This is a genomic window from Pseudoalteromonas sp. Z1A8 (assembly GCF_011378855.1).
Taxonomy (GTDB): domain Bacteria; phylum Pseudomonadota; class Gammaproteobacteria; order Enterobacterales; family Alteromonadaceae; genus Pseudoalteromonas.
The window spans coordinates 1-24022 of sequence record NZ_WTLB01000013.1 but is presented as its reverse complement, the minus strand read 5'-3'; the positions used below and the strand labels follow the sequence as shown (position 1 = coordinate 24022).

The 24022-nt window shown below is 39.9% G+C and carries 18 protein-coding genes and 1 pseudogene; 11 read left to right on the top strand and 8 right to left on the bottom strand.

What is annotated here, in order from left to right; genetic code table 11:
- Positions 1-34 precede the first annotated feature (34 nt).
- Both GQR55_RS07045 and GQR55_RS07040 read left to right on the top strand, forming a co-directional pair.
- Positions 35-1060 carry a tetratricopeptide repeat protein gene (locus tag GQR55_RS07045; protein ID WP_166420026.1) on the top strand — a complete coding sequence of 342 codons (1026 nt, stop codon included), beginning with the start codon at positions 35-37 and terminating at the stop codon, positions 1058-1060.
- Entirely contained in the window at positions 1057-2169 is a 1113-nt protein-coding gene (locus GQR55_RS07040; protein WP_166420025.1) for a HupE/UreJ family protein, read from the top strand. The genes GQR55_RS07045 and GQR55_RS07040 overlap by 4 nt, the downstream gene beginning before the upstream one ends.
- A gap of 59 nt (positions 2170-2228) precedes the next feature.
- On the opposite strand, the gene GQR55_RS07035 is transcribed toward GQR55_RS07040, so the two are convergent.
- The 6 genes from GQR55_RS07035 to GQR55_RS07010 form a co-directional block, all read right to left on the bottom strand.
- On the bottom strand, positions 2229-2855 hold the full coding sequence (locus tag GQR55_RS07035; RefSeq protein WP_166420024.1) for a TetR/AcrR family transcriptional regulator: 627 nt from the start codon (positions 2853-2855) through the stop codon (positions 2229-2231).
- Positions 2856-2952: 97 nt separating this feature from the next.
- Positions 2953-4371, bottom strand: a complete 1419-nt coding sequence (locus GQR55_RS07030; protein WP_166420023.1) for an efflux transporter outer membrane subunit — start codon at positions 4369-4371, stop codon at positions 2953-2955.
- Positions 4368-7502 (bottom strand): efflux RND transporter permease subunit, encoded by a 3135-nt coding sequence (locus GQR55_RS07025; RefSeq protein WP_166420022.1) that lies wholly within the window; start codon positions 7500-7502, stop codon positions 4368-4370. Before GQR55_RS07025 ends, GQR55_RS07030 begins: the two co-directional genes overlap by 4 nt.
- Before the next feature lie 12 nt (positions 7503-7514).
- Positions 7515-8684: an efflux RND transporter periplasmic adaptor subunit gene (locus GQR55_RS07020; RefSeq protein ID WP_166420021.1), complete on the bottom strand. Its 1170-nt coding sequence runs from the start codon at positions 8682-8684 to the stop codon at positions 7515-7517.
- A gap of 291 nt (positions 8685-8975) precedes the next feature.
- Positions 8976-10277, bottom strand: coding sequence for a hemolysin family protein (locus tag GQR55_RS07015; RefSeq protein ID WP_166420020.1), 1302 nt, complete (start codon positions 10275-10277; stop codon positions 8976-8978).
- A gap of 278 nt (positions 10278-10555) precedes the next feature.
- Positions 10556-11665: an arginase family protein gene (locus GQR55_RS07010; RefSeq protein ID WP_166420019.1), complete on the bottom strand. Its 1110-nt coding sequence runs from the start codon at positions 11663-11665 to the stop codon at positions 10556-10558.
- A 463-nt stretch (positions 11666-12128) separates the two neighbouring features.
- Here GQR55_RS07010 and udp point away from each other — a divergent pair, with 463 nt between their 5' ends.
- Positions 12129-12884, top strand: coding sequence for a uridine phosphorylase (gene udp / locus GQR55_RS07005; protein ID WP_166420018.1), 756 nt, complete (start codon positions 12129-12131; stop codon positions 12882-12884).
- Between the two features lie 185 nt (positions 12885-13069).
- On the opposite strand, the gene cdd is transcribed toward udp, so the two are convergent.
- Both cdd and ppc read right to left on the bottom strand, forming a co-directional pair.
- Positions 13070-13996: a cytidine deaminase gene (gene cdd / locus GQR55_RS07000; RefSeq protein ID WP_166420017.1), complete on the bottom strand. Its 927-nt coding sequence runs from the start codon at positions 13994-13996 to the stop codon at positions 13070-13072.
- A gap of 160 nt (positions 13997-14156) precedes the next feature.
- Entirely contained in the window at positions 14157-16802 is a 2646-nt protein-coding gene (gene ppc / locus GQR55_RS06995; protein WP_166420016.1) for a phosphoenolpyruvate carboxylase, read from the bottom strand.
- A 120-nt stretch (positions 16803-16922) separates the two neighbouring features.
- Between ppc and GQR55_RS06990 the strand changes: the two genes are divergently transcribed.
- The 8 genes and pseudogenes from GQR55_RS06990 (at position 16923) to GQR55_RS06955 (ending at position 23459) form a co-directional block, all read left to right on the top strand.
- On the top strand, positions 16923-17321 hold the full coding sequence (locus GQR55_RS06990; RefSeq protein WP_166420015.1) for a DUF393 domain-containing protein: 399 nt from the start codon (positions 16923-16925) through the stop codon (positions 17319-17321).
- Positions 17318-18046, top strand: a complete 729-nt coding sequence (locus GQR55_RS06985) for an SDR family NAD(P)-dependent oxidoreductase (RefSeq protein WP_166420014.1) — start codon at positions 17318-17320, stop codon at positions 18044-18046. Before GQR55_RS06990 ends, GQR55_RS06985 begins: the two co-directional genes overlap by 4 nt.
- A gap of 9 nt (positions 18047-18055) precedes the next feature.
- Positions 18056-18667: a flavin reductase gene (locus tag GQR55_RS06980; protein ID WP_166420013.1), complete on the top strand. Its 612-nt coding sequence runs from the start codon at positions 18056-18058 to the stop codon at positions 18665-18667.
- A gap of 73 nt (positions 18668-18740) precedes the next feature.
- On the top strand, positions 18741-19961 hold the full coding sequence (locus tag GQR55_RS06975) for a Xaa-Pro peptidase family protein (protein ID WP_166420012.1): 1221 nt from the start codon (positions 18741-18743) through the stop codon (positions 19959-19961).
- A gap of 121 nt (positions 19962-20082) precedes the next feature.
- Entirely contained in the window at positions 20083-20742 is a 660-nt protein-coding gene (locus GQR55_RS06970; RefSeq protein WP_008134379.1) for a DsbA family oxidoreductase, read from the top strand.
- A 523-nt stretch (positions 20743-21265) separates the two neighbouring features.
- Positions 21266-21505, top strand: coding sequence for a type II toxin-antitoxin system ParD family antitoxin (locus GQR55_RS06965; protein ID WP_166420011.1), 240 nt, complete (start codon positions 21266-21268; stop codon positions 21503-21505).
- On the top strand, positions 21505-21798 hold the full coding sequence (locus GQR55_RS06960; protein WP_165724952.1) for a type II toxin-antitoxin system RelE/ParE family toxin: 294 nt from the start codon (positions 21505-21507) through the stop codon (positions 21796-21798). The genes GQR55_RS06965 and GQR55_RS06960 overlap by 1 nt, the downstream gene beginning before the upstream one ends.
- Before the next feature lie 627 nt (positions 21799-22425).
- Positions 22426-23459: pseudogene (locus GQR55_RS06955) on the top strand (IS110 family transposase).
- The last annotated feature ends 563 nt before the right edge of the window (positions 23460-24022 follow it).

Sequence of the window (24022 nt, the reverse complement as noted above, 5' to 3'; positions counted from 1 at the left end):
GGCCATGGATGGCTTTTTTCAAAGGATATTTATAATGCATTTATCAGTATTTAAACCCCTCACTATTATTGCTATTTGCTTAACCTCTTTCGCGGTGAGTGCGGCTCCTTTTACACCAAAAGATGACGCAATTATTGCCTCAAGTAATTCAACACTTAGTGCTTCTCTCTCTGTTGACGAAATAAATACATTAGTAACTAATAGCCAATATGCAGGCCAAACAGAGCGCTTACAGGGGCTACTTAAAACCCGTTTAGCCCAGCTATATAAACAAACACCCACATCTCAAATTGGTTACCTATATGCTCGTGTTTTACAAAAAGAGCACCTTTTTGACGAAGCAATTAACATCGCTAACAACGTTTTGATTGCCGAGCCAAAGCACAGTAATAGCCATTTGTTGCTGGCCAATATATTGATGACCCAAGGTAAATTTACACAAGCAAAACAACACTGCGTAGCCTTGATTGGTCAAGTAAGTACTATTACAGCTAGCACCTGCGTACTTGATGTGCAAAGCCAGCATAAAAACGTTTTAGACAGCTACCAAGCATTAGTTAAAATTATAAACAATAACCAAACTAGTCTAGCTACAAACCATGTTTTAAGTGAAATGAGCTACCGTTTAAATAACTACAAACAAGCGTTGTCTCACTTACAAAGCGTAGATTTAGTTCAAGCCCCTGTGAGCCTTATTGTTTTATGGGCCGATATTCAACTTGCTCTTAATCAACCACAACAAGTATTAAATACATTAAGCGTACTGCTTCCTGATAAAAGTAATTTAGAGGATGCTATTTTGCTAAGGCTTTCAATCGCAGAAAAAAGACTAAGTAAACGCGATAAAAAATGGCAAAATACAATGGCGAAAAGAGTTAAACTTAGAGAGCTTCGCAAAGATTCATTTCATGCAAGTGACTTAGCTAAATATTACCTTGATGTACAACCAAATCGCGAAAAAGCACTTTACTGGGCTCATATTAATTGGCAACAAGCTAAAATGAGTACCGATGAGCAATTACTTATTAAAGCAAAAGCGATGCAACGAGATACACTATGAAAACGCCTTATCTATTTATACTCACTTTAATGCTGTGTATTTTTTCAACTTACAGCTTTGCCCATCAACTAAGTACAAGTTATATAACCCTAAATAGCAAGAACGATAACGGCACCAATAAAAGCCAATACACGGGCAACTGGCAAATTAATATAGCCGACTTAGAGCACGCAGTGCCTTTGGATTTAGATAAAAACGGGCAGATTTCATGGGCAGAAATAAAAGCAAAGCGCAGCTCAATTCATAACTTCATTACAGAAAATTTAAATATCACGCAAAATGGGCAAGCTTGCCCTTTAACAAGTGAAGGTATCTATCAGTTAGATAACCATTTTAACCAGCCTTATTTGGTTATTCCGATAATGTTTAGTTGCAATGACAGTGAAACAATCTCTCTTTCTTATTCTGCTTTTTTTAAAACCGATGCTAATCATAAATCCATCGTAAATATAAATGGTGTATCTCGTGTATTTAATATCAACGAGGCTCAGCAAACATTTAGCTTTGAAAAATCTAGTTATTTAAGCACGTTCAATCAATACGTATATCAAGGTGTTTTACATATCTGGATAGGTATTGATCATATTTTATTTTTAATCGCCCTATTACTTACCTGTGTTTTAAAGCGTAGTGAAAAAACATGGCAAGGTATTAGCTCTAAAAAACAAATTATTAAACACACAGCATGGATAGTAACCGCGTTTACACTTGCGCACTCTATTACGCTTACCGCCACCGCTATGAACTTAGTCTCGCCAAATAGTCGTTGGGTAGAGCTTGGAATTGCTATCTCTGTTTTATTTGCAGCATTAAATAATGTTTGGCCGCTGATACTTCGTTTAGGTTGGCTTACTTTTGCTTTTGGTTTACTACATGGGATGGGATTTGCAAGCGTACTTGGCGAGCTTGGCTTGTCGAGCGACTATCAATTATTGAGCATTTTAGCATTTAATTTAGGTGTCGAAATAGGTCAGCTCAGTATATTACTGGTTGCGCTGCCATTACTTATTTATGTACGAAACTATACCTGGTATAGCAAGTGGTTAATGCCAATGGGTTCTGTAGCAATAGCAATAATTGCTCTGCAATGGTCAATAGAGCGTTTTTAAAGTATAAAAAAGCTAGCCAATAGTTGGCTAGCTTACTTTTTAGTTATCTATTTTGCGCTTTACTGTGCTTTATCAAATGGCATCAGTAATGTTTTCATCGCTGGGCGAAGCGCTATTAATACTGTTTCTTCGGTTAGCTCAGGGTAGAGTAACTTTCTAAGTAACAACCCTGCCATCATCGAAAAAATAACATTAATTCGGCTTTCAAGTTCAAGTTCATCAATATCTTTTAGCGCACTTCGCTCACTTGTTAAAAGCTGCCTCATGCGATCTCTTGCCTGAACATCAGTTTCGCGTAAAAGTGTTGCCACTTTAACATTTCGACCTGCTTCAGCCATCATGTCTAAATCAATAACACACGAGCCCGTGTCCATATGTCTTTGAACACCAATGTTTAAGCCATCAATGAGCGCTTGAAGTACATCACCAGGATGATCTTCAAACTGTTGGAAGATAGAAAACATCTCTTCCATGTCTTTTTCAATAATGCTTTCTATAATTGCTTCTTTACTTTCAAAGTAATTATAAATATGGCCTGCACTCATCCCTGCTGTTTTAGATATTTCAGCCATGCCTGCACCGTGGTAACCTTTTCGGCGAAAACACTCTGCAGCAGCTGTTAATATTTGCTCACGCCTAGCCAGTGCTATCGCGGGATCTGTTTGCCTTTTTGCTTTAGGCTTCATGTTCAACTCCACTACTAAGTCTTAAACTCAGTAAAGCGAGTACTATAAATAGCCTCGCTGTATCATTAAAATGCAGCTCGCAAGCGAGCTGCTAATATTACTGCTCTTCCTGAGTTGTTTTGTCGCTCGTATTCCATCCGCCACCAAGTGCTTTGTATAAGTTAATTTGACTAGCAAGATATGATTGCTGGCCGCTAATTAACTGTTGCTGCGCGCCATACCAAGTACGCTGAGCATCAAGTACTTGTAAGTAGCTGTCTGCGCCTTTTTCGTAGCGCATTTTTGATAAATCAAACGTGATTTGTCGGCTACTTATAAGCATATCAAGCGCACTTAATTGCTCTTGATAACCTTCTCTGTCGGCAAGTGCATCGGCCACTTCGCGAAACGCATTTTGAATTTTTTGTTGATACGTAGCCACTGCAATTTCTTGATCTGCTTTTGCTACATCAAGATTAGCTTGGTTACGTCCCATATTAAAAATAGGTAAGCTAATTGACGGTACAAAACTCCATGTACCTGAGCCCGAATCAAACAAGCCACTCAAATCACTTGAAGCAGACCCCGCATTGGCCGTTAAGCTAATACTTGGATAAAACGCCGCACGTGCAATACCAATATTGGCATTTGCAGCAAGCAGTAAATGCTCAGCGGCTTTAATATCTGGGCGCTGCGATAGCAAATCAGACGGTAAGCCAACCGGTACTTCTGGCATGCTGATCAAGTTGGTAAGGTCTTTATTAGGCAGTAAATCAGCCGAAACAGATTTACCCACTAATAAATCTAGAGCGCTTTTATCACGCTTTAACAAACGTTTGTACGTTGCTATGTCTACTTTTGCTGTAGCAACTGTGCTTTTAAGCTGCTCAAGCGTAATTGAAGACGTAGCGCCTAAATCAAAGCTTTTTTGCGTAAGCGATAATGACTCTTGCTGAGAGGTTAACGTTTCTTTTGCAAGCTCAAGCAGTTGTAAGTCTGTTGCGTAATTAAGCCATGCATTTGCAAGCTCTGAAATTAAAGACACTTGCGTACTGTATTGGCTAAGCTCTGTAGAGTATAAATTTTGCAATGCTTGCGCCGATTGATTACGCACTTTGCCCCAAATATCTAACTCGTAAGAGGTAATACCCACCGTTGCACTGTATTGCGAGCTAATAGCTGCATCGCCAGTACTTGATAAATCAGCAGGTAAACGCTGGCGCGTACCAGAAGCATTTAAATCAAGCGACGGATACAAAGCAGAATCTTCAATTTGATACAAACCACGAACACGCTGCACGTTAAGCACTGCAATTTGCATGTCTTTATTATGCTCAAGGCTTTGCGTAATTAATGTTTGTAGTTTTTCATCATTAAAAAACTGCTGCCAATTTAATTGCTGAGCTGAGCTTTGCTCAGTATCTGATGCATAAGCATCAGATACTGGTAGAGCAAGATCTTTTTGCTCTGGTGCAAGTTGGCAACCGCTTAGTACTAATAAAGCAATGGCACTTAGGCTGAATGTTTTAATACTCATTCTGCACTCTCCTTCGTTGTCTCTTTAGCTTTACCTGGGAATACACGGCGAACTAACACAAAGAATAGCGGTACAAAAACAACAACTAATATTGATGATGCAAGTGTGCCACCAATAATTGAAATACCTAGCGCATTTTGCGCGCCAGAGCCCGCACTTGAGGCGATTGCTAGTGGGATTACACCACAAATAAATGCCATTGAAGTCATTAAAATTGGACGTAAGCGAAGGCGTACTGCAGCAACTGCAGCATCAACTAGCCCTAGTCCTTCATCCATTTTATGAATAGCAAATTCAACAATTAATATCGCATTTTTAGAGGCTAAACCAATGGTAGTCAACAAGCCTACCTGCAAGTAAATATCGTTAGATAAGCCACCGCCAAGCGCCGCCATAATTGCACCAAATATACCCAGTGGCACAATCATCATTACCGCAAATGGTACCGACCAACTTTCATAAAGTGCAGCTAAACATAAAAATACAAACAACAGCGATAAGCCATATAGTAAAGGTGCTTGACCACTACTAGAGCGCTCTTGGAATGAAATACCGGTCCATTCAGACGAAATACCATTTGGTAGCTGTTTAACTAAACGTTCCATTTCATCCATTGCTTGGCCTGTACTGTAACCCGGCGCTGCACTACCTTGAATTTCCATTGCTGAAAAACCATTGTAACGCTCTAAGCGAGGTGATCCGTAAGTCCAGTAAGCACTAGCAAAGGCTGAAAACGGCACCATATCGCCATTATTATTGCGCACATACCACTTATTTAGATCCTCAGGCACCATGCGCGATTGTGCGTCACCTTGCATATACACTTTTTTAACTCGACCACGGTCAATAAAGTCATTTACATAACTACTACCCCATGCTGTCGAAAGTGTACTGTTGATATCGTTTTGCGACACGCCAAGCGCTTCGGCTTTTGCAAGGTCTGTATCAAGTTGCAGCTCTGGCATATCTTCTTGTCCGTTTGGACGTACACCCGCTAAAATTGGACTTTGACTTGCTAAACCTAATAATTGATTTCGTGCAGCTAATAACTCATCGTGGCCTAGGCCTACACGGTCTTGTAAGAAAATATTAAAGCCATTAGCAGTACCCAGCTCAACAATTGCAGGTGGCGGGAATGCAAACACAAACGCTTCTTTTATTGTCGAAAAGTAACCCATCGCTTTACCTGCAACGCCTTGAACAGATAACTCGTCACGTTGACGTTCATCCCAATGTTTAAGGTTAACAAAGGCAATTGCTGAGTTTTGACCAGAGCCTGCAAAACTAAAACCAGTCACGGTAAAAATACCGTTTACTGCTTCAGATTGATCGTTTAAAAAGTGATTTTCTACCTTTTTAACAACCTCAAGCGTTTGCTGTGTTGTAGAGCCTGCTGGTAATGAAACTTGGTTAAACAAAATACCTTGGTCTTCGTCTGGTAAAAATGCGGTTGGTAAATGTGAAAATACATACACCATGCCACCCACTATCACAGCGTAAATAAGTAAGTAACGCTTAGAGTGGTTGATCATACGGCTTACAAAGCCTTGTGCACCGCGATTCGTTTTATCAAAACCACGGTTAAATCCAGAGAAAAACTTACCAATAAACGAGCTATCGTCATGAACATGGCTTGGTTTTAATAACGTAGCACACAGTGCTGGTGTTAAAATAAGGGCAACCAATACCGAAAGTCCCATTGCCGATACCAATGTAATAGAGAACTGACGATAAATAATACCCGTCGAGCCACTAAAAAATGCCATTGGAATAAATACAGCCGAAAGCACCATCGCTATACCTACCAGCGCACCTTTAATTTCGTCCATTGATTTACGCGTAGCTTCGAGCGCTGAGAGCTTTTCTTCAGTCATTAATCGTTCTACGTTTTCTACAACAACGATTGCGTCATCTACCAATAAGCCTATGGCAAGTACCATCGCAAACATCGTTAACGTATTTATTGAATAACCAAAAGTGTACAAAATACCAAATGTACCTAGTAAAACCACAGGTACTGCAATAGTTGGAATAAGTGTTGCCCTAAAGTTTTGTAGGAACAAATACATAACTACAAAAACAAGTACAACGGCTTCAATTAAGGTGTGAATAACTTTTTCGATAGAGAGCGATACAAACGGCGTTGTGTCGTAAGGTACAACAGCATCTAACCCTTCAGGAAAGAATGGCTTTAACTCTTCAATTGCTTTTTTAACTCCAGCGGCAGTATCAAGTGCGTTAGCACCACTGGCTAGTTTAATACCTAAGCCTGATGCTGGTTGTCCATCGTAACGAGCAACAACGCGGTAGCTTTCGCCGCCAAGCTCTACTCTAGCAACGTCTTCAAGGCGAACAAAAGAGCCATCTGGATTGGTTTTAACTAAAATTTGTTCAAATTGCTCTGGCGTTTGTAATCGGCTTTGCGCCGTTACTGTTGCATTAAGTTGCTGACCATCAACCGCTGGCATACCGCCTAGTTGACCGGCAGATACTTGTGCATTTTGTGCAGAAATAGAAGCGCTAATATCAGCTGGTGTAAGCTTATAGTTTTGTAACTTTGCAGGGTCTAACCAAATACGCATTGCGTACTGAGAACCAAACAACTGTACTTCACCTACGCCTTCAACACGCGAGACAATATCTTGCACGTTTGATGAAACATAATCGCCAATATCAATATTGGTCATGCTGCCATCTTTAGACACAAAAGCATAAACCATTAAAAAGTTACGCGCTGACTTTGCAACCACAACACCTTGCCTTTGTACGGCTTCTGGTAAGAGTGGAGTTGCTGTTGCTAGTTTATTTTGCACTTGAACTTGTGCAATATCAGGGTCTGTTTCGGCGCTAAACGAAAGTGTAAGCGTAGCAGAACCGCTAGATTCTGATGTTGATGACATATAAAGTAAGCCATCAAGCCCTTTCATTTTTTGCTCAATAACTTGCGTTACCGTATCTTCAAGTGTACGCGCAGACGCACCAGGGTACGTTGCCGTAATACTCACTGCAGGTGGTGCAATTGAAGGATACTGCGAAATAGGTAAACTCCTAATCGCCAAAATACCTGCAAGCATCACTACAATAGCGAGTACCCAAGCAAATATCGGTCTATCGATAAAAAATCGTGACATTAAAACTCTCCGTTATTGCGCTTGATCGGCTTTAGCAGACGATTGAATTTCAGAAGGATTCACTGGTGCACCAGGACGGATTTTTTGTAAGCCTTCAACTATTAACTTATCGCCATCCATTAAGCCATCGGTAACAAGCCAATCAGAACCAATCGTTCTATCTACTTTTAAAACACGACTTTCAACAGTATTCTCTTTACTCACAACCATTGCCGTTGGTTCACCTTTTGAGTTTCGGCTAACACCACGTTGCGGGGCTAAAATAGCATCCGCCTTAACACCTTCTACAATAGAAGCGCGTGCATACATTCCTGGCAATAATAGTTTTTCTGGATTTGAAAATTTAGCACGTAATGTTACTGAGCCAGTACTTGGATCAACGGTCACCTCGGAGAACTGCAATGTACCTTTATGAGGATAAATAGAGCCATCTTCCATAATAAGTTCAACGTCAGTTTGGCTAGTAGAATCAACGCTTAGTGCACCTGATGATAATGCTTTTTTAAGTTGGGTAAGCTCATTACTTGATTGTGTTAAATCAATATAAATTGGATCTAGCTGAGTTACGGTAGCAAGTGCAGTACTTTGATTGGCACTGACTAGTGCACCCACTGTTACGCTTGATTTACTAATTTGACCACTAATTGGTGAAGACACGTGGCTGTAATCAAGGTTAATTTGCGCCGATTTTAACTGCGCTTTAGCCGTTAATAATTCAGCATTTACTTGCTTGTAAGCAGCGTCTGCTTCGTCAAAATCTTGTTGACTGACGGCTTTAATTTTTAATAATTCACTATAACGCGATGCTTTTGATTTAGAACTCGCAATGCTTGCTTGTGCGCGCGCTACGCTTGCTTCACTTGCTGCTAAGTCAGCTTCAAATGTCGCAGGATCTATTTGATACAGAGCCTGGCCTTGTTTAACCTCTTTACCTTCTACAAATAAACGAGATTGCACAATACCACTTACTTGAGGGCGTATTTCAGCAATTTGAAATGCACTGATACGACCAGGAAGTTCTTTTTTGAGAGTAAGCGCTTGGCTTTTTAATGTAAGTACACCCACTGGCACAGCTTTAGGAGCTGAAGCTTGTGACTGCTCAGCTGCCTGGTCACAACCAGTTAAAGCAACAGAACCGACGAGGGCTGATAATACAAATAAAGCGATGCGGGAACGCTGCATGTTAAATACCTTTTAGTTTAGAGTGAACGATCATTCTAAATTAAAACGCGCTGAAAATGAATCTTAATTAGAAGAAATTTACACAAACTTACACTCCCCAGTGCAATATACGTATTAGGTCGTATTTGATGTTAATTAGATGACAACAGGATTAAACTTGTATGAAAATAAAACGACTTAACATATTGAAATAATTTTTTATTTTAGGAACAAAGCTTCTAACAAACACAAAAAAGCCAAGCAAATATAGCTTGGCTATTTATATAAACGACTAGCGTCATACCTAGTTTTTTAAGGGGTAATAGTAGTCTGCGGGGTGATAACCCTTGAAACTAACAATTGCTCTACCCTAATCCCTTCAACATCAACAACTTCAAACTTAAAGCCAGCAAAAGTTAAATGCTCTGCGCGTTTAGGTATTCGCTTCATGTTGTAAATTAAAAATCCAGCAACTGTTTCATAGTGCATCTGAGCAGGAAACTCTTCTATATCAAGTACTTTTGCTAAATCTGTAATTGGCGTTAGTCCATCTACAAGCCATGAGTTTTTATCGCGTTCTATGATTAATTCGTCGCCTTGGTGAGTGATTAAATCACCCATAAACCCTTTCATTAAATCTTTAACCGTAACAATACCCACTGAAAGCGCATATTCGTTTACTACTACCGCAAATGGTTTTGCTGCACTTTTGAACGCATTTAAAGCTTCTGATAGGCTTAATGTTTCGGGTAAGTAAAAAACATCTTTATCAATCAAGTCGTCGTTTATATTGGCGGCTTCGCCTTTTAAGACTTGTCGTAAAATATCTTTAGATTCAACAGAGCCATGCAACTTATCTAAATTTCCTGATACCACTAAAAAGTGATTATGAGGATGATCTATAATTTTAGTGGCAATATCATGGCTAGATTCGTTTAAATCAAAATATACAATTTGGTCACGTGGCGTCATTACGCTTGATAAAAAACGCGCTTCTAGGTCAAACACATTGCCAATGAGTTCATACTCTTGCTTTTGCAAGCTACCATACGCAGCACCTGCATCCATCATGGCAACAATGTCCTCTGTTGTTACATTGTCTTCTCGCTCAGCGGGCACTTTAAATAAGCGCAGTACAAAGTTAGTTACACCATTAAAAAACATTACCAGCGGAGTTAATGCAAAGGTAACCCAGCGCATAATGGTTACTACACGAACTGCAACGGCCTCAGGCATTATCATCGCTAAGCGCTTTGGCATTAAATCGGCGAACAATATAAATAAGGATGTAATAGTAAAAAACGAGAACAAAAAGCTGATTTTTTCTAAATGTGCACCTTGGTAAAACAATACCAACACACTTTCAACATAAGGAGATAGCGCCTGCTCGCCCACAATACCACCGAGTATTGCTATAGCATTAAGTGCTATTTGGATCATGGCAAAAAAAGCCCCTGGATTTTCTTGTAGCTTTAGTACCGCTGCTGCTTTTATATTTCCTTCATCTGCCATTACACGCAGTTTTATTTTACGCGACGCTGCAATTGCTATTTCTGACATAGCAAACAACGCACTGATCAAGATCAATAAGCTAATCCCGATTAAATCACCCATTTAACGCTCCAAAAAGTTAGCGCTTTTTTAAACAAAAAGCAGCTGGATTATAATCGGTTTTTTAAACGCAGCAATTTATATTTATTAAATACATATAAATCTTTAAATTTCATAATATTATAAAGTTAATCGAGGATTGAAAACGCGTAATTTACGCTAAAATATAAATAACAGGAGGAAAGTTAAGTGTTTATAAAGGCTAAAGCTATAAAAGCTAGCTCTGTCAGTATACAAAGCTAGCTATAAGCGCTATTACAACGTTTATCTAATAGGCCGTATTACTTGTTCATCGCACTAATTAAAAATGCTGAAATTTTAGCGCCTTCTCTAAGTGTTGTTTCAGAGCTTGATTGACCCACTAAAGAGCTGTCGGTAAAGGGGGCTATTTCCATCATATCAGCACCCGTAATCGGGAACTCATCCGCAATAGCTGATAAAATATCAAGCGCATGCTGAGGTGTTAAACCATTATGCTCTGGCGTACCTGTGGCAGATGCAAACTCGGCATCAAGCGCATCAATATCAAAGCTTACGTAAACCTCATCAACGTTATCGGCTTTTAGCTGTGCAATTGCATCAGCAGCAACGGCCGCTGCACCGCGCTCAATAATTTCATGTGCCCAGTGCTGCTTAACACCAAAGGTACTTTCCCAATGCGCTTTTGGCTTACCACTTGAGCGTATACCAAACTGAATTAAATGATGCGGTGCCGGTAAAAATTCTAAAATATGTGTACACCACGAGCCAAAACATAAATCTATGCCTAAGCGCTCAACAAGTAAGTCGGTATGCGCGTCAAAGTGAATAATAGCGGTGCGTTTACCTTGCTCACGCTTTGCTTTTAAGTACGCTTTAGTAAGTGGGTAACTAATTGAGTGATCGCCACCAATACCAAATATGCCTTTATCTTTAAATGTTGCGTAAAAGCTGTCGCACACATCTTCTGTGATTGATAACGGACTTACGTAATAATCGTTATCTTCATTACCGTATAACGCTTTTTGGCAATTAGAAATAGTTGCATCATTTAAGTATTTATCGTGAAGTAAATGTGGGATTACACGTACATCGCCTAAATCAAACGAATGACACTGCGGCTGCTGATCAATTAACGCTGAGCGCACAAATAACGGCCCCCAATTTGCGCCGCGTAAAATACCACCGCCACAGTCTGAGCTAATACCTAACATAACGGCTTTATGCGGAGAATTTGGTAGCTCATTTAAAGAGTCGCGCCAAAGTGAATCTACGTTTTCGGTTTGCCCATAAAGCTTATTACGTAGTGCGGCTTTGCGCTCTTTAGCGGTGTTTACTGTAAATACACCATCGCCTGGTGAACATAAATAGTGTTCAACTTTGTTTTTAAATGCTTCAAATTGTGTGCTCATAGTAAACTCCTTCGGTTTTTGTTCTGTACGCAGCTAATTAGTTTCGATTACTTTTGATTAGTTATGCAAAATTACTAAAAATGCCTAAACTTCAAATAAATTTCGTTTTTCTAAATAAGTGAGTGCCTAATGTAAATAAATACGTTTACTTTCATGCAATCAAAAAGCCATAAGCAAATGAATTTAAATGATATTTTAATGATTCGGCAATCAACTTTTAAATTGTAGTTACGCGCTTGAGTGATACTTATTATGTCTGCTTGAACAAGTCAACACTGTAACGGAGCTGCGAATATAAGTGCTTGATTGAATATTCATAGTTGGTGAATAAATCAAATTAGTACTTAAAATTATTAAGGTTTAATTGGAGGAGTTAAGATAAATCGGACAATCGTCCTGTACTTAATATACGTTTCTAGTAATGATGCTAGATTGACAACAAATTATTATAAAAGGCTTAGTTATGGAAAAGGTATTTCACTTAGGACTATGTATTGACGATCTTAAAGGTGCAAAACTTGCGATTGTACCGGGCGATCCTGATCGTGCAAAACGTATTTCTCAATTCCTAGACAACCCAACCTGCCTAGCTCAAACTCGCGAATTTCATGTTTACTTAGGTCAATTAAACGGCCACTCAGTGGTTATTTGTTCTACGGGTATTGGTGGTCCATCTACGTCGATTGCAGTAGAAGAATTAGCACAACTTGGCGTGCGTAAGTTTTTACGTATTGGTACAACCGGTGCGATTCAACCACATATTAATGAAGGCGAAATTTTAATTAGCCAAGCGTCTGTACGTTTAGACGGTGCTAGCCAACATTTTGCCCCTCTTAGCTACCCTGCTGTGTCTGACTTTTATGCAACACAAGCTATGGTACAAGCATGTAAAAACTTAAATATCGATTTCCATATTGGTATTACTGCATCAAGCGATACATTCTACCCGGGACAAGAGCGTTACGATACGCATTCTGGTTACGTTCCTAAATCACTACAAGGTAGCTGTGAAGAGTGGCAAAAACTGGGCGTGATGAATTACGAAATGGAATCAGCAACATTATTTACTATGTGTGCAGCCCTTGGTTTACAAGCAGCATGTGTTGCCGGCGTACTTGTTAATCGTACTCGCCAAGAAATACCAAATGTTGACCATGGTGAAATTGAGCGTAAATCTGTAGCGGTAGTATTAGAAGCGGCTAAAGTATTGCTTGATTAATACAGATCCTATTATTAATGGGCTATTATAACGATAAGAAAATGGCTCAGTAACAAGGCAAAAATTATGAAGTATAGTTGTCCTATATGAATAATTTTTAACGCAGTTAGTGAGTTATTTAATTCGATAGAATGGCACATTTTAATAAAGCACAGCTCTGGCTGTGCTTTATTGTTTTTGAAAGGTTATTTTAGCTGTGCACTAATTACTTCTATTGCCGGTAGATTATTAAAACTTGCAAGTACAGCACGTGCTACACCCGCTTGGTTTTCATGGCCTGCGGTTTCTAAAAGTGTAATTGATTTTACTGTACTTTCGTTAAAGCTAAGCCCTGCGATAAATAATTGGCTAAGTGCGCTTTGTAGTGGCGACAAGCTTGGGCTGTACGCTGCGTTTTCTGCGTAACTTCCGTAAAAATCACCATTTTCAAATGTACTAATTTTTACTGCACTAAAGTTTTTACTATAGGGTACGTATGCGTTTAATGCTGTACTTGCTAGCTTTTCATCTAGTTGAGTATTTGCAAATACTTGCTGGTGAGGCTCTGGATTAAACAAGCTAAACGCGTTGCCTAAATCAGTCGGCCCGAACGAATGAGGCAGTAACTCTGCTAATTTAAAGTGTTGCTCTGGCAATAAAATATCAAACTCTTTAGCATCAGCGAGTTCGTTCATAAACTGGCGACAATACCCACACGGTGCATCGCTAATCGCTATTTTAACTATTTTTTTAGCGCCGTTTAGCCATGCATTATTAATTGCCGACTGCTCTGCATGCACCACAAGGCTAAGAGCCTGATGATCAAACTCTACATTTGCACCAAAGTAAAAGTTTATCTCACCGTTTTCATCAAGTGCTTTAACAATTGCACCAACATGAAAATCTGATACCGGTGCAACGGCATACTCAGAAGCTAAAGGCACTAAACCTTGTAATAATGAATCATCAGATACGTTGAATTGTGAGCATAGCTGTTTAATATTATTGGAATTTAATATGCCACGTTGGTTTTTTAATTGACTACGTAATGCTTGAGTTTGCGCTACGTTTAATGTGATGTGCGAATTTGTAAGTGCTGTATCTTGCTGTACAGTAAAAGTTGCTGAAGCCATAACATTTTTTAATTATTCAATGGCTACGTAGTTTAAAAGGTTAGGGCGTTAAATACCAGCCTATTTAACGTAAAAAAAGGGAGCACATCGCGTGCTCCCTTTAATTTTAACTGATATACCCAACAAAATAATTAATTGGTATACCTAACAAAATAACATGTTAACCGGTATTACGCATACCTGCCGCAATACCTGTCATCGTGATCATTAATGCATTATCAATATCGCCTTCACTGCCTTTTTCACTTGAACGTGCTCGGCGAAGTAGCTCAACTTGTAATAAATTAAGTGGATCGGTGTACGGGTTACGTAAGTTAATCGATTCCTTAATCCATGGCTGTTCAGCCAGTAAGCTTTTTTGTGGGCTAAGTGACTGTACTAGGCTAATCGCTTCTTGTAGCTCTTTACGAAGCGTTACACCCAATGGTTTGTACATATCTTCCACCAGCGCATTATCGTAATGCTCACTCAACCAACAATCGGCTTTACTAAATACCATTTCTAGCATTTCTAAGCGCGATCTGAAGAACGGCCACTGTAAGCTCATTTCGTTGAGTGTTTCCGCGCCGTATTTATCAAGCGCTGCTTTTAAACCAGTTAACGCACCTAACCATGCCGGAAGCATTAAACGGTTTTGACTCCACGCAAAAATCCACGGAATAGCACGCAGGCTTTCAACGCCGCCATTAGGATTACGTTTTGCAGGGCGTGAACCTAGCGGTAATTTAGATAGCTCAAGTTCAGGTGTTGCCATTCTAAAGTAAGGCACAAAGTTTTCATCGTGGCGAACTACGTTACGGTAGTGTTCACACGACTCCTCACTTATTAGCTTCATTACCTCGCGCCATTCTGGCTTTGGCTCCGGCGGCGGTAGTAAGTTACTTTGCAGAACTGCGCCTGCGTAAATATTTAAGCTTTGCAGTGCTACATCCGGTAAACCAAATTTAAAGCGAATCATCTCGCCTTGCTCTGTTACACGCAAACCCCCTTTTAATGAACCAGGCGGTTGTGAGTGAAGCGCTTGCGCCGCAGGTGCACCACCACGCCCTACTGTACCACCACGTCCGTGGAATAAAATAAGCTCAATACCGCGTGCATCAGCAAGCTGTACTAGTTTATCCATTGCTTCGTACTGCGCCCAACCTGCTGCCATCATGCCGGCATCTTTGGCAGAATCAGAGTAACCAATCATCACATTTTGCGTGTTTTTAATGTGCCCGCGATACCAAACATTATCAAGCAATGTAGTAATTACATCACTGCCTGCATTTAAATCGTCGAGTGTTTCAAACAACGGCGCTACTGGTAAATCAAAGCTACAGCCGCTTTCTTTTAGCAGCAATTGCACTGCTAAAATATCAGAAGCTGTTCGTGCCATCGAAATAATATACAAACCAAATGTTTCTTCGTCTTGCTTGGCAATTACATCAAAGGTATCAAGTACTTCTTGTACATCTGGGCTTGGTTGCCAATGTTTTGGAATAAGCGGTCTGCGTGAGTTAAGCTCTGCAAGTAAAAATGCTTGTTTGTCTTGCTCTTGCCATTGGTTGTAGTCGCCTAAACCTAAATAACGAGTCAGTTCTGAAAACACATCGCCGTGGCGAGATGAATCTTGGCGCACATCAAGTTTGGCTAAACGCAAACCAAAGCTATTTATACGGTGCAGTAAATCAAGTAATAAGCCATCCGCAACTACTTTCATATTACACTTTAATAACGAGCGATAGCACACTTCAACTGGGTGCTTAAGCTGATTAATATTAGTAATTAAATCTTGTGAATCGCTGCGCTTATTTTTAATTTTAGCACCTAAGTGCGCCACTGTTTCTGCAACCTGATTTTTAAGCTTTTTGATTACTGCTCTATATGGTTCAAATTCCTGCCCTGCAAGCTCAACAAGCTCATCACTGGCATCTGACATAGAGAGTTCAGCGCACAACGTTTTTAAGTCTTGAATGTATAAGTTAAGTGCCATCCAACGACCATGATCAAGCACTTCTTTTGTTACCTGCGATGTTACAAACGGATTACCATCACGGTCTCCACCCATCCACGATGTAAACTCAATTGGGCTGTAATCTATTGGTAACTCTAAGCTCAACTGGTCTTTAACATTCGCTGAAAATTCACGTAAAAAGCGCGGAACCGCATGCCACAGGCTATTTTCTATTACTGCATAGCCCCATTTGGCTTCATCAACTGGCGTTGGGCGAGAGCGACGAATATCGTCGGTATGCCAAGCTTGGCTAATCAGCTGTTCAATACGATTTAAAATATTGTCTCGCTCTTGCACTAAGTTATCTTTTCGCTCTAATGACGCTAAGCAATCACTTAGTTCAACGTGTTTGTTAATAATAGTACGGCGCGTAACCTCGGTTGGGTGAGCGGTCAGTACTAAGTTTATGTGGAGTTTTGAGAGTGTTTCGGCCAAATGATTACTGTCTAACTGGCCTTGTTCTGCTTTTGTAGCTAACGTTTTTAATGTTTGAGTGAGAGGGTTTTGTTGACCAAGGCCAACGTCGTTAAAACGCGAAACGGTATGAAATTGCTCTGCTACATTAGCAAGGTTTAAAAAATGATTAAATGAACGGGCAACCGGTAAAAGCTCTTCATCACTAAGCGCGTGGAGTATATCTATTAGCGCTTGTCTGTCGTCTTCATTACCACTGCGAGATGACTTTGATAAAGCACGAATTTCTTCAACTTTATCTAAAATCGCTTGGCCTTGGGCATCCTTAATTGTTTGTCCTAGTAGTTGCCCTAGTAAATTTACATTACCTCGCAAGGCGGTATATTGTTCACTCATTTCTCATTCTCCTTTGTTTCGTGGAGTGCTATTAATATCATCATGGAGCAAAATTTAATAGATCCATTTGCAATGCTATGTCGTAAAAAAGTATATGAAAAATAAACGCTAACCTATTTTATGATCATTTTTTACGATGGCAACTGCCCTCTTTGCAGCACCGAAATGACACAACTAAAGCAGTTTGATACTGACAATAAAATTGCGTTTGAAGATCTTAACGCCACCGATTTTAGTGAACGCTACTCGTATATTGATAAAGACAAAGCAATGAACTACCTGCAAGCTCAAAAGCAATCAGGTGAAATGATTTACGGGCTTGATGTAACGTACGAAGCATGGAAAATAGTGGGTAAACACGGCTGGTTGAAAATTTTTCGCTTGCCAATAATTCGCTTTTTCGCTGACTGCGGATACCTGTTATTTGCTAAGTATCGGCACCCCATCAGTCGCTTTTTAATGCCAAATACTCAGTGCAGTAACGGCCAATGCGGTATAAAACCAAAAGGTGATAAATGAAAACCATTGTTTTATTTGGCGCAAGCAGCGCAATTGCAAAAGCGTATATTGAGCACTTAAATAACCATGCATCGCAATTTAAAGTACTGTGTGTAAGCTCAAGTGAATACCGCAGTAGTGCCTCAACAAATATTGAGCACTTTAGCACTGACTACAGCGCAAAAAGCTTGGCTATTTTTACCCAGCACTTAAAAGACACGCAAGCCGATTTACACCAAGTTATTATATTCAATGGTAAACTTCATAACGCTAAGCACATGCCAGAGAAAAAATTAGAAGATTTAAATGCTGATTATTTTAATGAGATTATAAGTGCAAACACCCTCACCCCATTGCTGTGCTTGCAAAGTATATTGCCGCTGTTAACCCATAAAACGCAGTGCACAATTACAGCACTAAGTGCGCGCGTAGGCAGCATAAACGATAATAAATTAGGTGGTTGGTATACTTACAGAGCGTCTAAAGCCGCGCTTAATATGCTATTTAAAACCGCTGCTATAGAGCTTGCTCGTCGTGCTAAAAATACCAAACTCATTTTGTTTCATCCAGGCACCACCGATACAGAACTCTCAAAATCTTTTCAAAAAAACGTACCTGCAGGTAAATTATTTACACCTGAATTTGTAGCTAAGCAACTTTTTGAATTAACAAACAATAACCCTGATTTAAAACTAAACGGTGAACCTGCTTATTTAGATTGGCAAGGCTCTACAATACCGTGGTAAGGACTTTTAATGCATTTTACTAAAGCGCAAATAGACGCACTTGAAAAACATACCCGTACTCATTTAATTAATTCTCTTTCGGGTTTTAAAAGCGCTAATTTAATTGGTACGCAAGACTTACTTGGCAATACCAACCTATCTATTGTCAGCTCCGTTATTCACTTAGGTGCAAATCCACCGTTAGTCGCAATGATAATACGCCCTCACAGTGTGCCGCGTCATACGTTTGAAAATATTTTACAAACGGGCATTTACACCATAAACCAAGTGAATAAGTCAATTTATAAGCAAGCTCATCAAACTTCAGCCCGTTACGATAAAGACGAGTCTGAGTTTGACGCTACAGGCTTAACACCTGAGTACTTAAACGACTTTGCAGCGCCTTTTGTACAAGAAAGCCGTTTAAAGTACTCGGTTAAATTTGTAGAAAACCAACATTTAGCCATCAATGGTACCGAGCTTGTTATTGGCGAAATTATGGATGTATATGTAGATAAAGCAGCACTACAAAGTGATGGCTTTTTAGATTTACAAGCAATAGAAACAGTTGCAGTAACCGGGCTTGATAGCTACCACACAAGTAATAAATTAATGCGCCTGCCTTATGCAAAAAAACCTTAGCGCGCATGTTATCTCATAAAATTGAATTCCCTTTTCACATTGCGCACAATGCCTAAAAACCAAGGAGAAAAACATGACCACCATAGGTATAGGTACACAATCAAGCGAGCAAGCGCTGGCAAGCTTAAGTAATATGACGCAAACGCTAACCCCTATTGCTGCTGACGAACATTTAGAGCGCATAGCCAAGGCGCAAGCGTATATGCTAGCAAACAACATAGATGCAATTTATTTAAACGCTGGCACCAATCTAACCTACTTTACAGGCATGAAATGGTACGCGAGCGAGCGTATGGTTGGCGCAATATTACCCGCCCTTGGTGACGTTCAATATATAGCACCGTACTTTGAGATTGGCTCATTAAACGGGTTTAAAGTAATAGATGGGCCTATTCACGGATGGCAAGAGCACGAAAACCCTTATGCACTCTTTGTCGAAGTGCTAAAAAAACTAAACATTAATGAAAACGCAACCATTGGCATTGATGAAAGCGCGCAATTTTTTATATTCGACGGCATTAATAAAGCGCAAACGGGTTTAACACTCATAAATGCACAACCCGTAACGGCGCATTGCCGCATGCATAAATCAGTTAATGAACTTAGCTTAATGCAGCGCGCGATGGACATGACCTTAGCCGTACATCAAGCCACAGCAAGCATGCTTTATGAGGGAATAACCACCACCGAAGTAGAAGCCTTTATTAAGCAAGCACATCAAAAAGTAGGTGCGCCAGGTAACTATTTTTGTATTGTTTTATTTGGTGTTGCAACGTCTTTCCCGCACGGTGTTAAAGACGCTCAAGTACTTAAAAAAGGCGATATGGTATTAATAGATACCGGCTGTAAAGTACACGATTACCTATCAGATATAACCCGTACTTATGTATTTGGCGAACCAACAATGCGCCAACGCATGTTTTGGGATCACGAAAAAGCAGCGCAAATGGCGGCATTTAATGCAGCTAAAATTGGCGCTACCTGCGAAGACGTAGACGCTGGCGCACGTAACTATTTAGCCGCGCAAGGGCTCGGGCCGCAGTATCAAACACCGGGTTGCCCACATAGAACGGGCCACGGTATTGGGCTAGATATTCACGAATGGCCATACTTAGTTGGCGGTGATAAAACCCCACTTGCCCCTGGCATGTGCTTTAGTAACGAGCCAATGTTAGTTATACCCGATGAATTTGGCGTACGTTTAGAAGATCATTTTTACATGACCGACAACGGCCCTCATTGGTTTACAGAGCCTAGCCACAGCATCGATGACCCATTTGGGCTTAACGCCTAAAACTGATTACCTTCAAGAGCAGCTGTTTAGCTGCTCTTTTTAGTTTGAGGATTGATAATGCATACTTCGTCCCAATATCCTTTTTTATACTTAGTTATAAGCAATCCTCAAAAGGATAAATATGAAAAACTTTAAAATTGATATCGTTTCAGACGTAATGTGCCCTTGGTGTGTAGTGGGTTATAAAAACCTAGAAACTGCACTAGAGCAACTTAAAGACGAAATGAGCGCAGATATTACATGGCATCCTTTTGAACTAAATCCAGATATGCCAATTGAAGGTCAAGACTTAAACGAACACTTAATGCAAAAGTACAACTTAAGTGAAGAGCAAGGCGACGAAAATCGTAAAAACATGTTCGAAGCAGGTCAACGTGCTGGATTTACCTTTAATTTTGATGGCAAACGCATCATGATCAACAGCTTTGATTTGCATCGTTTATTAATGTGGGCACGTGAAGAAGGTAAGCAAACCGAGTTAAAACTCGCCTTTTTTGAAGCGCATTTCACAGATTTAAAATACTTAAATCAAGAAGAAGCACTGCTCGACGTTGTTGAAAAAGTAGGTCTTGATAAAGAAACTGCGCGCGGTATTCTACATTCAGACAAATACGTACAAGACGTACGCCAAGAGCAAGACAACTTTAAACAAATGGGTATTACTTCAGTCCCTACATTTATCATAAACGATAAATATGCACTTACTGGCGGACAACCAAGCGACTCATTCATTCAAGCACTAAAACAAATTAGTGAAGAAGAAGCCAAGCAAGACGCTTAGCGAGTAAAATTGTTGTTTAACACTTCAAAAGGCTGCACATTGCAGCCTTTTCTATTGCGTATAGGCAAGCGAACAATAATTACCTTACTATAAACTTATTTGAGTGTCGACGCACATAAACAGCTAATTTATATAACAAGAAAAAGCAAGACAGGCACCTTAATTGAACAAACAAAGCTATCCCAATTAAGATGGGTGTCACGTTAATTTATTAACCTCGTCAGTCAGATCTAATATTTATCGGAGCGATACCAGCACTTCAGGGCCACGATAGCGCCTATGGCCTACATAATTCTCTGTGTACGCTTCATCAATATTGTTCGTGTGATGCAGTCCTCACTGCTGAAAAGCATTTGCTAATCCCACACTCCGCCAAAGGCGCAACTCTCGATACAGGTGGTTGGTTAAAATAAGCAACGCAGGAGCAAAAACCAAAACCAATTGTTATTTGTCCTTTTAAGTGACTTGTTATATTTTTTATACCATAATATATTATATCTAGGTACTTATGAGGTTTTATATTATGGCTAAAAATACAAGCGTAACATTAGGCGATCACTTCGATCAGTTTATAAACCAACAACTTAACACTGGTCGTTATGGCTCTGCAAGTGAAATTATTAGAGCTGGATTAAGAGCTTTGGAAGACCAAGAAGCTAAGTTATTAAATTTACGTAATATGCTAATCCAAGGTGAGCAAAGCGGTGTTGCCGAGTACAGCTATGAGAACCTATTAACTGAATTAGATAAAGATAACCATTAATGGATAAGTTTGTATTATCTTCGAAAGCAAAAACAGACTTAATAAAAATAGCTAAATATACTCAAATAACGTGGGGACTTTCCCAGCGAAATGATTACCTTAAAGTATTAGATAATACGTTTCATTTATTATCGATTGATCCCGAGCTAGGCATTAACTGTGATTACATTAGAGAAGGCTATAGTAAATATCCGCAAGCTAGCCATGTAATTTATTACAAAGAATATAAGAACAACCAGATATTTATAGTGCGGATATTGCATAAAAGCATGGATGTTAACTCCGCACTCTAAGAAAAATATAACGAGCCTGTAGATTAACTCGTTTTTTAATTTGTTTTTATTGATAAACAAACCATAGCTGAGTTCCTATTTTGGTTCAATCGATTACTGTATTTTTACGCAGCATATAAAGAAGTGTTTGGTGTTGTTTAAATTGGCGTTTTGGAAGTGGTTACGAGTGGTTGAGTGGCTTTTATTTAGGTTAAAAGGGCTTACCCTTCTTAATGCATCGTGTTTTGCAGTTTTTCTATATTATGAACAAGACAATACAGTTGCCGCAGCGTGAAGTAAGGCATTCACTTTCGTTTGACCCCGTAAGGTCAATTTATTCATCCCTTTATTCACTGTAATGTTCCGCTTTTTATTTGAAGGAAAGCCGGTTCAATACAGCCTAGTCGTTTGCCATTCTTTAATAAACAGCTATCGTCGCCCCATTGGGCTATCTACTTTTACTTTCATTTTGTCTACATAGCTCAGCTTTTTGCGTGATTCATTATTTATAATAATGTACTCTTCATGATGTTTTTGTTGGCTTTTTCGCAAAAATTTAGGATGGGTGATGAGATGGACGCTCCCCAAAACGGCGTCAATGCGCCAAACTGGTAATTGAACTCACTCAGTTAAAAGGGAACGTCCTTCATGAAAATTAGCACATTATCAATTGATTTGGCAAAAAATGTATTCCAAGTCGCTGGCTTTAATTCTAACCATAAAAGAGAATGCAATAAACGCTTAAACAGAGCTAAACTCAACGCCTTCTTAGCTAATACCCCTCCGTGCCGCGTGGTGATGGAAGCCTGTTATTCTTCCCACTACTGGGGAAGAGTATTTTCGTCTTACGGTCATACCGTTGACCTTATTCCTGCACAACACGTTACCCCCTTTGTTCGCGGTAATAAAAACGACAGTAACGATGCACTTGCTATCTATGAAGCAAGCTTACGCCCTCATATTAAATTCGTTCCTATTAAAACCGAAGCTCAGCAAGAAATACTCATGCTCCATAAGATACGTGAGCGACTTCTGCAAAACAGGATTGCTGCAACCAACCAGTTACGCGGTTTATTGGTCGATTTTGGGTATGTATTTCCTGTCGGTATTAAGGCGTTTGAGCAAGGGATAATTGCCTTAGAAAGTGATTCTGAGCTTCGCCCTCAGCTGCGCATAATGGTGAGTGATATTTACACCGAATACAAAACCCTTGTTAAACGCATTAAAGCTATTGAAGCGATGCTTACTGCACACGTTGAACGGGATACAAACGCTAAAATACTTCACTCTATCCCTGGCGTGGGTGTACTCAATGCCTCAGTCTATGCAGCATCAATCGGGAACGGTCAGGCATTTAAGAGCGCAAAAGAACTCGGTGTGTGGCTAGGATTAACACCTAAACAATACGCATCAGGCGATAAAAGTAAAATGTCTGGTATTACTAAACGCGGCAACAGTTACCTACGAAAACAACTTATTCACGGTGCTCGCGCCCTTATCGCCAGAAGCCACCATAAAACAGATGCGCTAAGCCAGTGGATAAACCAGTTCGCGAGAAAAAACACTTTAATTGTGTGGTAGTCGCCACCGCACACAGATTGGCGCGACTGATGTGGATATTGCTGACCAAGCAAACTCTCTACTCACCTCAGTTTGTGCAGAATACACAAAAGGATGCTTAATTATGCGTATTTTACACACCAATCACACCCGAGTTTACGACTTAAGACAGCCCGTCGAAGACATAGGTTTTAAAACCTGAGTGGGTGTTTGGGCACTTAAGTCGTAACATACGCTTATCCTGTATGTACTTCACTTATAATGAAACAAAAAGCGCACGCTAACCAAGGTTAACCAGATAAAGACACGAGATTAAATCTCGTTTGGGTGAATATTTTTTAGGTCCCTTGGTACGAAGCTCATTAGGAGCATGGCGCATGACAATCATGACACCATAGCTCGAATATATGTCAGTACCTTTGCTTTTCAGCAAGCTTGTGACGCATCATGACTGTGAAATGGGATACATGATAATAAAATAAAGGCATCAATTTTGATGTTTATACATTAGCTCGTCTTGACTTCAAGGGAGCGTCCATATATGTCTTGTTAATTTTTTGGTTGATGCGCTCTCTGAGTATGCTTATTCGAATTTGGAATTTACGGCGTTTTTCAAGACAGTTGTCGCCTAAATTGTTAAGCAGCTTCTTTGTGTTGCTCTGGATTTAACTCCACAGCGCCTATT

Coding starts and splice junctions, on each gene's coding strand:
- GQR55_RS07045 (WP_166420026.1), top strand. CDS start 35: ATGCATTTATCAGTATTTAAACCCCTCACTATTATTGCTATTTGCTTA.
- GQR55_RS07040 (WP_166420025.1), top strand. CDS start 1,057: ATGAAAACGCCTTATCTATTTATACTCACTTTAATGCTGTGTATTTTT.
- GQR55_RS07035 (WP_166420024.1), bottom strand. CDS start 2,855: ATGAAGCCTAAAGCAAAAAGGCAAACAGATCCCGCGATAGCACTGGCT.
- GQR55_RS07030 (WP_166420023.1), bottom strand. CDS start 4,371: ATGAGTATTAAAACATTCAGCCTAAGTGCCATTGCTTTATTAGTACTA.
- GQR55_RS07025 (WP_166420022.1), bottom strand. CDS start 7,502: ATGTCACGATTTTTTATCGATAGACCGATATTTGCTTGGGTACTCGCT.
- GQR55_RS07020 (WP_166420021.1), bottom strand. CDS start 8,684: ATGCAGCGTTCCCGCATCGCTTTATTTGTATTATCAGCCCTCGTCGGT.
- GQR55_RS07015 (WP_166420020.1), bottom strand. CDS start 10,277: ATGGGTGATTTAATCGGGATTAGCTTATTGATCTTGATCAGTGCGTTG.
- GQR55_RS07010 (WP_166420019.1), bottom strand. CDS start 11,665: ATGAGCACACAATTTGAAGCATTTAAAAACAAAGTTGAACACTATTTA.
- udp (WP_166420018.1), top strand. CDS start 12,129: ATGGAAAAGGTATTTCACTTAGGACTATGTATTGACGATCTTAAAGGT.
- cdd (WP_166420017.1), bottom strand. CDS start 13,996: ATGGCTTCAGCAACTTTTACTGTACAGCAAGATACAGCACTTACAAAT.
- ppc (WP_166420016.1), bottom strand. CDS start 16,802: ATGAGTGAACAATATACCGCCTTGCGAGGTAATGTAAATTTACTAGGG.
- GQR55_RS06990 (WP_166420015.1), top strand. CDS start 16,923: ATGATCATTTTTTACGATGGCAACTGCCCTCTTTGCAGCACCGAAATG.
- GQR55_RS06985 (WP_166420014.1), top strand. CDS start 17,318: ATGAAAACCATTGTTTTATTTGGCGCAAGCAGCGCAATTGCAAAAGCG.
- GQR55_RS06980 (WP_166420013.1), top strand. CDS start 18,056: ATGCATTTTACTAAAGCGCAAATAGACGCACTTGAAAAACATACCCGT.
- GQR55_RS06975 (WP_166420012.1), top strand. CDS start 18,741: ATGACCACCATAGGTATAGGTACACAATCAAGCGAGCAAGCGCTGGCA.
- GQR55_RS06970 (WP_008134379.1), top strand. CDS start 20,083: ATGAAAAACTTTAAAATTGATATCGTTTCAGACGTAATGTGCCCTTGG.
- GQR55_RS06965 (WP_166420011.1), top strand. CDS start 21,266: ATGGCTAAAAATACAAGCGTAACATTAGGCGATCACTTCGATCAGTTT.
- GQR55_RS06960 (WP_165724952.1), top strand. CDS start 21,505: ATGGATAAGTTTGTATTATCTTCGAAAGCAAAAACAGACTTAATAAAA.